Source organism: Microcystis sp. T1-4, from assembly GCF_000297435.1.
In the GTDB taxonomy this organism is placed as follows: domain Bacteria; phylum Cyanobacteriota; class Cyanobacteriia; order Cyanobacteriales; family Microcystaceae; genus Microcystis.
This window is the reverse complement of sequence record NZ_CAIP01000240.1, coordinates 1-8,511: the sequence shown is the minus strand read 5'-3', so window position 1 is coordinate 8,511 and position 8,511 is coordinate 1. Positions and strand designations below refer to the sequence as shown.

The window sequence follows — 8,511 nt, the reverse complement described above, 5'->3', positions numbered from 1 at the left end:
TCGTAATTTTATCACAGGGATAATAGGCGAAGGTTATTAGTTTATTGCCCGGGGTAGGGGCGAAGCATTCGGATAAGAAATTTATGGTTTCAGCGATATGTTATGCCCAAATGCTTCGCCCGTACAGGGATTTAATGGGGAGATTATCAGAATTGTATCACAGGGATGATAGGCTAAGGTTATTGTCTGGGGTAGGGGCGAAGCATTCGGATAAGAAATTTATGGTTTCAGCGATATGTTATGCCCAAATGCTTCGCCCCTACAGGTTATTCGTCCCCGCAGGTTATTTGTCCCCACAGGTTATTTGCCCCTACATTGGTTTGAATTTATTCAGATTGTTCTCGTCTTGTTCCCAATTTTGCGGATTATCAAGAATGTATTGCCGGATTTTTTGATAAGAATTTTCATTGCGAATGATATGTTCATAATAATTGCGCTGCCAAATTTTCAGGCGATCGCCACATAAAAAATTGATTTTACGAGTAGAAATTGATTTAAAATTCTGCACAATAGCCCCCAAAGATTCCGGCATTGTACCGTGAGTATATTGAGAATCGTATTCGGTCTTTTCCAGATCATAATTTTGTATTACTATAATTCCATGAATATGATTGGGCATGACAATAAAAGCATCTAGTTCAATAAATTTAAAATTTAGAGGTAGTCTATACCATACCGCTTCAATAGTATCACCAAGTAAATTCTGCTCCATATTTCCTTCAACAATTTCACCAAATAAATACTGCTTTTGATAAGAACAAATTGTTATATAATAAGCTCCATTAAGTCTATAATCATAGCCTTTTAAGCGAATAGATTGTCGATGTTTTTTGGGTTCATTCATAGCGTGGCGGATGGTGGCGGTTAATTCAGTTATCTTTAGCGATAGGTTATTGTTCGGGGGTAGGGGCGAAGCATTCGGGCAATAACTTATCGCTGAAACCCTAGATTTTCTATCCGAATGCTTCGCCCCTACAGGGATTTAATGGGGAGATTATCAAAATTGTATCACAGGGATAATAACCGAAAAAATCCTAGTCAATCAAACAATCAAAAAAATCATAATTTAGACAGAATTAGGTGCGTTGTTCGTTCATAGGTTGAGATTGTTTTATAAAAGTTTTTTAAATTCTTCAATAGTTAATCCAGAACCTTTAGTAATTGTTCCCATTGTATAGGCATTAATTGGATTAGCCTTGGAATAGTGAGAATATTTTCTCCATCAGTCATGGTAATATGTTTCCCCTGTATAACAATCTGAAATCCTGCTTTTTCAAAGGCTTTAATTGCTCGTTGATGATTAATTACAGCAAGACTAGGCATGATTTAATTCAACTTCTACATAATAAGATTCGATCCCTTGATTCAACTCCGCAGCAACTTCTAAATAAGACTGAATTGCATCTTGAATATTATTGAGTGCTTCTTCTTTAGTTATCCCTTGAGAAGCACAGCCAGGTAAACTAGGACACCAAACAGCATATCCCTCTTCTGATTGCTTGAGATTGACTTGATATTGCATATTTTTAAGATCATCCCGTCCTTAATAAAAATTTGGGCAAAACTATTATTGTAATGCTTCAATGCGATCTGCTTCGGCGGCTTCGGCTATAATTTCTGCTTCTATTGTTTCTTTGTTAGTATGATAGTAAGTTAGAGCGGCATAAACTTGTGCCAAAGAAAGATGAGGGATTTCATCGGCAATTTCTTCAGGACTATATCCTAACTTATACCAGATCACTATTCTTCGCACAGTAACAGCAGTTCCCGCGATAATAGGACAACCTCCATGAATTTTGGGATCGCTTTTTATGAAAGTGCCAATATTGATCTCTGTTAACATAACTTTCTTCGATTCAGTTTCAACTAATTAAACTACATAGGATTCTATGCTTTTATCACCATTCTAGCATAGCCCAAGCATTGGTCGGGGTAGGGGATTGAATGGGGAGATTATCAGAATTCTATCACAGGGACGATAGCCGAAAAAAATCCTAGTCAATCAAACAATCAAAAAAAATCATAGTTTAGACGGTATTGGGTGCGTTGTTCATTCATAGCGTGGTAAATTCAGTTATAAGCGATTCATCGGCAATCATCAAGAGTTGGGGATTGGTGGTAAGATTGTCAGAAAAGCGATCGCACTGTATAATCTTGATTAATATATAAGCTAATTCTACTCACTTGAACTAAATCATCATGAATCAAAAACCGTACCAAGTAGAAGCATTTTGGGATCGAGAGGCGCAAGTTTGGGTAGCAGAGAGTGAAGATATTCCTGGATTAGTCACCGAAGCTGATACCATCGAAGCTTTAACAGCTAAATTACGACAGATGATTCCAGAATTATTACAACTCAATCATCTAATTACTCTTGAACCTCAAGCACCGATAACTTTTGAACTAATTAGTCATCGTCAAGAATCAATTGAGTGCGCTGTTTAGATGGCTACTTCTTTAACACCTGCATTAAAAAAACTGCTCTCAGCAGCTGGATGTTATTTTGAACGTCAAGGTAAAGGAGATCATGAAATTTGGTATAGTCCTCTGACAGAAAGAAGATTTGTAGTTGATAATACTATTAAATCACGCCATACTGCCAATGCAGTTTTGAAACAAGCCGGATTATCTAAATCATTTTGAACGCTGTAGAATCCTCATCCATATATAAGCCAATTCTACTCATAAGAAGAAGAATAATGTAATGCTTCAATGCGATCTGCTTCGGCGGCTTCGGCTATAATTTCTGCTTCTATTGTTTCTTTGTTAGTATGATAGTAGGTCAAAGCATCATAAACCTGTGCCAAAGAAAGATGAGGGATTTCATCGGCAATTTCTTCAGGACTATATCCTAACTTATACCAGATCACTATTCTTCGTACAGTAACAGCAGTTCCCGCAATAATAGGACAACCCCCATGAATTTTGGGATCGCTTTTTATAAAAGTCCCAATATTGATCTCTGTTAACATAACTTTCTCTGATTAGAAAATCTAGGATTTCAGCGATAGGTTATTGTTCAGGGGTAGGGGCGAAGCATTCGGATAAAAAATCTAGGGTTTCAGCGATAGGTGATGCCCAAATAGATAGTCAACAGTTTAGTTGAAACCCGATTAAATTTTCGATCGCTTTGAGCAAATCTTGATTAGTCCAATTCTGGTACAGATAAGCGGCGATCGCACATCCCCCCGCACCGACTCCTTCCTTGACGAAACCTTGTTCATAAGCCTGCAAAACCGGGTATTTAGAGGCGGAAAAGTTTAATTGTGTGGCTAATAAAGGCACTTTTCCGATCATTCGGGCTAATCCCACCGTATCCCCCGTTTTATCTTCCGCTACCCAGCGAGTTGTGCCGACGATGATATTTTCCCAGTTAACGGGATAGGCATATTTAGCCACTAGAGCTTTAATTAGGGCAGAAACGGCTAACATTTGGGTTCCTCCGGCGAGGAGTACCCCACCCTGCCCACTGGCGGCGATGGCCATGCCAGCGACGAAAATCTGCTGAGGATCGCCTAGGGCGGCGATTACCTCAAAAGGATCAAAAATTTCTTTTCGGGCTAATCCCTGCTCAACTATTGCCTGTTTCTGAGCATGATTGCACTGGGGATGGCTACTGTTAACTTTACCGTTGGCTCGATAACCCAATCCAGTTAGGATGGCGAGGGCGGTGGTGGTGCCACCGACCACACACTCGCCGATAATTAGATAACTAGACTCCCGGGCTAATTTTTCTCCCCAGGTTAGTCCTTGGGCGAACAGGTGTTTTACTATGTCGAAATCTAGGGCGCGGCCGGTGGAGAGACAACGGGCCGGTTGTCCCCCCAGTTCGATATAATCGACGGCCGGGGGCAAGGGTAAACCGGCGTTAAAAACCCGGACGGGAATGGCTAATTTTTCCACCACGGCGCGGGTAATATAGGCAGGGGAGGCTCCCACCGTTAGGGGGGGTAAGGGATAACGGGGATGGGGTGAAACTCCTTTAACGATAAATTCGGCATCGGCGATCGCAGTGTATTTTCTATCTTCCGGGGTAGCACCGGCGGTGGAGATTCCGGGGATTAATCCCGTCTCGGTAAACCCCAAAACTAGGGCAAATATCGGAGAAGATTTTTGATGGCGCTCTAACCAATTTTGCCCCCCTTCGATTTCCGTGTAAATTTTAATCATCTGTTGATTTTGTCCTCTTACTTATCACTATTTCCCTCTCTCCATGAGATGATCTTTGATTTCAACATATTTAGAAAATAAGTTATCAATACTAGCCAGTTTTGCCCCGTATGCTAGGGCTGTAGCCATAATAATACGGTCAAAAGGATCTTTGTGAATGGGAGATAAATTAACGGCTCTAATGGCAATTTCGGGGGTAATTGAAAATATATCTATTTTAGCTACTGTTAAAGCTTGTTGAATCCACTCTTGAAGGGGATAACTTAATTCTAATCTCCCCCGTTGGTTAGCAAGGGCTATTTCATAGCAAGAAATGGGGGAAACTCCGAGAGATTCTGCTAACTCAAATTTTTCTAGCCAATGCTCGGGAAATCTGTCAAAATTGCCATTTATTAACCACAACCAAATATGAGTATCAAGCACAATTACTTCAGACATTCCCAATCTTCTTCATCTACAATAGGACTGACCATATCACCTAGTATTTTAGCTTTACCCACCATATTCTCAACTGGAAAATGACGTTTGAATAAGGATGGTTTTTCTTCTAATAAGTTGTTTTTGCTGGCGGTGAAATTTTTAATTAATTGATAAAGTTCATCTAGTTGTTCTTCAGGTAAATTATCAATTGCTGTTTGAATAAGTTCTTTAACAGTCATAGTTTTACTCTCTATTTTCTGAACTTGAGTTATACTATAACACAACGGTTCCTTCAATAAAGGGACTCATCTTGAGATTTTACCTAAAATACAGCAGACTAAAAAGACTCATTTAAACCGTTTATTCTTAGATTAGCGGAATCTCCCCTAATGCAAGAGTGCCTCGTCTCAAAAAGTAATTTAAACACTTAACAGCTTATGTCTCCCCTGTCTTCTGCAATTATCGATACTTGGCGACGTTTTTACCGAGATCCCCTGGCAGTAATAGGAGCGATCGCATTAATTATAATTATTCTTGCCGTCCTATTCGGTCCGATTTTTTATCGGGTCCCCATCGATACCATTGATTTTAGTCAAACCACTGCTCCCCCTAGTTTAAAACATCTTTTCGGCACTAACGATCTGGGCCAGGATCAATTGGCGAGGATTTTGGTGGGGGGTCGAATTTCCCTAGCGGTGGGGATTGCTGCTATGATAGTTGCGATTATTCTAGGGACAGCGATCGGGGCTATTTCCGGGTTTTACGGGGGCGCAATCGATGGCTTATTGATGCGATTAACGGATTTATTCCTATCTTTGCCCCAATTGCCCCTACTTTTACTGATTGTCTATCTATTTCGCGATAGCATCAAAAAAATCGCCGGACCGGAAACGGGTATTTTTATCCTCGTGGTTTTAGTAATCGGGGGTTTAAATTGGATGTCGGTGGCCCGATTGGTGCGGGGAAATTTTTTAAAATTACGAGAGATGGAGTTTGTCTCGGCTGCGATTGCTTTGGGGGCCACTCCTTTCCGTTTAATCTGGGTGCATTTATTGCCTAATGTTTTGGGAATGATCATCGTGGCGGCTACTTTAGCGGTGGGTAATGCGATTATTACCGAGTCAACCCTGAGTTTTTTGGGTTTGGGTTTCCCCCCCGATGTGCCGACTTGGGGACAAATGTTATTTAAAGCTAAAGATTACTTGACAACTGCCCCCCACTTGGTCATTTTTCCGGCTCTGGCTATCGTGATCACAGTGTTAAGTATTAATTTTATCGGTGATGGTTTACGCGATGTCTTCGATCCTCATGTTTAAGGAATTGTGGAAGTGGATAATTGCCGAAAATTACCCAGAACCCCTATGATGATCAGTAACGATGGTGAGGAAATAAATACTGTGAGTAGCGTAACTGTCATTAGCGATCAGAAGTTTGACCAAGAGGTTTTTGAGGTCGAAAAACCCGTTTTAGTCTATTTTTGGGCGAGTTGGTGCGGTCCGTGTCGTTTGGTATCCCCCTCGATCGATTGGGTGGCCAACACCTACGGCGAACGGCTAAAAGTAGTTAAACTAGAGGTGGACCCTAACCCCAACTCGGTGGCTAAATGTGATGTGAAAGGTGTTCCTGCTTTACGCATCTTTAAAGATAACGAAATTATTGCCACTCATGAAGGGGCGATCGGCAAACAACAATTACAATCTTTTATCGATACCTATGTCAGCTAATTAGGTATCTGTGGTTATGAATAACTTAACCCTAGCACACCGCTTACAGGCACTCCAATCCAACGTTTTTGCCGATATGGATCGGGCAAAAGCTGCCAGTAGAGAAGCGGGTAATATCATTATCGATCTTTCGCTCGGTTCCTCCGATCTTGGGGCTGCTCCCCATGTTATCGATGCTATAGAGCGATCTCTCCACGATCCTCACACCCACGGCTATTTACTCCATAATGGGACCAGAGACTTCCGAATAACTGCCGCTAACTGGTATAGCGATCGCTTTGGTGTTCCCATCGATCCAGAAACGGAGGTTTTACCCCTAATTGGTTCTCAGGAAGGCACGGCCCATCTACCTTTGGCCCTTCTCAACCCCGGGGATTTTGCCCTGCTCCTCGATCCGGGTTATCCCTCCCATTTGGGCGGTGTTGCCCTTGCTGGCGGTCAAATCTACGGAATGCCAATTTTGGCAAAAAATGACTTTCTGCCGGTTTTAGAGGACATTCCTGAGGCAGTGCTGGCACAATCGAAGCTGATGGTCTTGAGTTATCCCCATAATCCCACTACAGCGATCGCACCTTTGGCATTTTTCCAAAAAGCGGTTGATTTTTGCCGTCAGCATAATTTAGTTTTAATCCACGATTTTCCCTATCTAGACATCTTTTTTGCGGGAACATCGCCCCCCCCGTCAATTTTACAGGCCGATCGAGCTAAAACTAATTCGATCGAGTTTTTTACCTTTTCCAAGTCGTATAATATGGGCGGTTTTCGCATCGGTTTCGCCATTGGCAACCCGCAGTTAATTATGGCTTTGCGACAGATTAAAGCCATGGTTGATTTTAATCAGTATTTGGGCATACTCAACGGTGCAATTGCCGCTTTAACTGGTAATCAAGATTCGGTCAAGGAAACCGTCGCTATCTTCCAAAAACGCCGGGATGTGTTTATTAATGCCCTAAATCGCATCGGTTGGCCAGTTGCCACTCCGGCCGCCACTATGTACGTTTGGGCGAAAATTCCCCCCAGTTGGCCGGGTAATTCCGTTGATTTTTGTCGGCAATTGGTGGCCCAAACCGGTGTCGCTGTTTCCCCCGGTTCCGGTTTTGGTAAGGGTGGTGAGGGTTATGTGCGTTTTGCCTTAGTTCACGATCCCGATATTCTAGAGGCTGCCGTGGAGAAAATTGGGGCTTTTTTGGGATAAAACCGATATTCTCAGCAGTGGTTATGCTGCAATCGATAACTTTCGCCTTGTTGCTGCTGATATTCCGGGTGATATTGGTAATGTGTCCACTCCCAAACTTTCTAGTATTATCGGACTAGGCATACTAGGGAGCGGTTTAGTGGTGTGTCGCCTCGCTAAACGTCGTTAACCGCGCTTGGGGTGGGGGGATGAGCCAAAATTTTGCCAATTCGCCACCCTTTGCGGTTAAAAGCTTTAATTGTGCTGCTGTCTTTGTAATTCCTCGATCACGTCGGGGGATAAATCGGTAAATCGGGCGATTTCTGAGATAGGAACCCCAGCAGATAGCATTTTTAGGGCAATTTGTCGAGCTTTTTCCTCTTTACCCGCTTGCAAGCCTTTTTTTAGTCCTTTTTCCTCGCCTTCCTCTAAAATATCTTGATAGATGACAGATTCTCTCATAATGTCACTCCGAAGGATTTTTTTAATCGTCTCTCGATTTAATACTAACCCGGCGAGAATACTGGTAGCGGCAGCGAGATTGCTTTGCACCTGTTTTTCGGGGATAGTTTCTAGAGAACGGGACACCAGACTTAACACCTGTTCGGGATCATCGGTATTGCTGAGGATGGCAAAGGGTAATAAACCGGGATGATGGAAAAATTGTGGTGTATTTTCTTCCCAAAGACGGATGACTTGGAAGGAATGAAAGGTTTCCCCCAGACGGAAAGTATTTTCTTGCACTAGGGGGGAATCACTGCGTCGCAGATAAATTACCACTTGACGCATTTGTTTTTGGGGATGACGACGATAGACGCGAATGCGATAATCGAGCATTCGGAAGGGAATTTTGGAGTCGGGGTCGGTTTGAAACTCGGTATGAAGAATTAATTCCTCTGACTGCAAAAAAATCAGGGAATCGGCACGAATGGGGTCTAATTGTAATTCCGTCGGGTCGAGGACGGTTAAGGGGAGGGGAGAACCCAATAACCAAGTGGCTAGATCATCGGAGAAGTTTTCGGC

At 42.4% G+C, this 8,511-nt stretch carries 14 protein-coding genes and 1 pseudogene; 6 read left to right on the top strand and 9 right to left on the bottom strand.

Features of this window, described 5'->3' with window-relative positions:
* Positions 1-310 precede the first annotated feature (310 nt).
* From MICAI_RS14800 to MICAI_RS14785, 4 genes and pseudogenes are all read right to left on the bottom strand, one after another.
* Entirely contained in the window at positions 311-844 is a 534-nt protein-coding gene (locus MICAI_RS14800; protein ID WP_008203486.1) for a transposase, read from the bottom strand.
* Positions 845-1,111: 267 nt separating this feature from the next.
* Positions 1,112-1,323, bottom strand: a pseudogene (locus tag MICAI_RS14795) (type II toxin-antitoxin system HicA family toxin).
* Positions 1,316-1,522, bottom strand: coding sequence for a type II toxin-antitoxin system HicB family antitoxin (locus tag MICAI_RS14790; protein ID WP_008203484.1), 207 nt, complete (start codon positions 1,520-1,522; stop codon positions 1,316-1,318). Before MICAI_RS14790 ends, MICAI_RS14795 begins: the two are co-directional and overlap by 8 nt.
* A gap of 45 nt (positions 1,523-1,567) precedes the next feature.
* Positions 1,568-1,843, bottom strand: coding sequence for a DUF433 domain-containing protein (locus tag MICAI_RS14785; RefSeq protein WP_008203483.1), 276 nt, complete (start codon positions 1,841-1,843; stop codon positions 1,568-1,570).
* 356 nt (positions 1,844-2,199) lie between these two features.
* On the opposite strand from MICAI_RS14785, the gene MICAI_RS14780 reads away from it, so the two are divergent.
* Both MICAI_RS14780 and MICAI_RS14775 read left to right on the top strand, forming a co-directional pair.
* Positions 2,200-2,445 carry a DUF1902 domain-containing protein gene (locus tag MICAI_RS14780; RefSeq protein ID WP_008203482.1) on the top strand — a complete coding sequence of 82 codons (246 nt, stop codon included), beginning with the start codon at positions 2,200-2,202 and terminating at the stop codon, positions 2,443-2,445.
* Positions 2,446-2,643: a type II toxin-antitoxin system HicA family toxin gene (locus MICAI_RS14775; protein WP_002799542.1), complete on the top strand. Its 198-nt coding sequence runs from the start codon at positions 2,446-2,448 to the stop codon at positions 2,641-2,643.
* Positions 2,644-2,678: 35 nt separating this feature from the next.
* Here the strand turns inward: MICAI_RS14775 and MICAI_RS14770 are convergent, their stop codons facing one another.
* The 4 genes from MICAI_RS14770 to MICAI_RS14755 all read right to left on the bottom strand — a co-directional run bounded on the left by MICAI_RS14770 (position 2,679) and on the right by MICAI_RS14755 (position 4,829).
* Positions 2,679-2,972, bottom strand: coding sequence for a DUF433 domain-containing protein (locus MICAI_RS14770; protein ID WP_008203481.1), 294 nt, complete (start codon positions 2,970-2,972; stop codon positions 2,679-2,681).
* Positions 2,973-3,090: 118 nt separating this feature from the next.
* Entirely contained in the window at positions 3,091-4,170 is a 1,080-nt protein-coding gene (cobT, locus tag MICAI_RS14765) for a nicotinate mononucleotide-dependent phosphoribosyltransferase CobT (protein WP_008203480.1), read from the bottom strand.
* Positions 4,171-4,197: 27 nt separating this feature from the next.
* Complete coding sequence (locus tag MICAI_RS14760; protein ID WP_002738349.1) at positions 4,198-4,608, bottom strand: type II toxin-antitoxin system VapC family toxin; 411 nt, start codon at positions 4,606-4,608, stop codon at positions 4,198-4,200.
* Positions 4,596-4,829 (bottom strand): hypothetical protein, encoded by a 234-nt coding sequence (locus tag MICAI_RS14755; protein WP_002739069.1) that lies wholly within the window; start codon positions 4,827-4,829, stop codon positions 4,596-4,598. Before MICAI_RS14755 ends, MICAI_RS14760 begins: the two co-directional genes overlap by 13 nt.
* Before the next feature lie 198 nt (positions 4,830-5,027).
* Here MICAI_RS14755 and MICAI_RS14750 point away from each other — a divergent pair, with 198 nt between their 5' ends.
* From MICAI_RS14750 to MICAI_RS14735, 4 genes are read left to right on the top strand one after another with little or no spacing between them, the layout of a single operon-like run.
* Entirely contained in the window at positions 5,028-5,906 is an 879-nt protein-coding gene (locus MICAI_RS14750) for an ABC transporter permease (RefSeq protein ID WP_008203478.1), read from the top strand.
* 45 nt (positions 5,907-5,951) lie between these two features.
* Entirely contained in the window at positions 5,952-6,314 is a 363-nt protein-coding gene (locus MICAI_RS14745) for a thioredoxin family protein (protein WP_008203477.1), read from the top strand.
* Between the two features lie 16 nt (positions 6,315-6,330).
* Positions 6,331-7,509, top strand: a complete 1,179-nt coding sequence (locus MICAI_RS14740; protein ID WP_008203476.1) for an LL-diaminopimelate aminotransferase — start codon at positions 6,331-6,333, stop codon at positions 7,507-7,509.
* Positions 7,490-7,678, top strand: coding sequence for a hypothetical protein (locus MICAI_RS14735; protein ID WP_002801130.1), 189 nt, complete (start codon positions 7,490-7,492; stop codon positions 7,676-7,678). The genes MICAI_RS14740 and MICAI_RS14735 overlap by 20 nt, the downstream gene beginning before the upstream one ends.
* 65 nt (positions 7,679-7,743) lie before the next feature.
* Here MICAI_RS14735 and MICAI_RS14730 read toward each other — a convergent pair.
* Positions 7,744-8,511 (bottom strand): Rpn family recombination-promoting nuclease/putative transposase (locus MICAI_RS14730; RefSeq protein WP_051011179.1); only part of this gene is annotated, 768 nt, incomplete at its 5' end.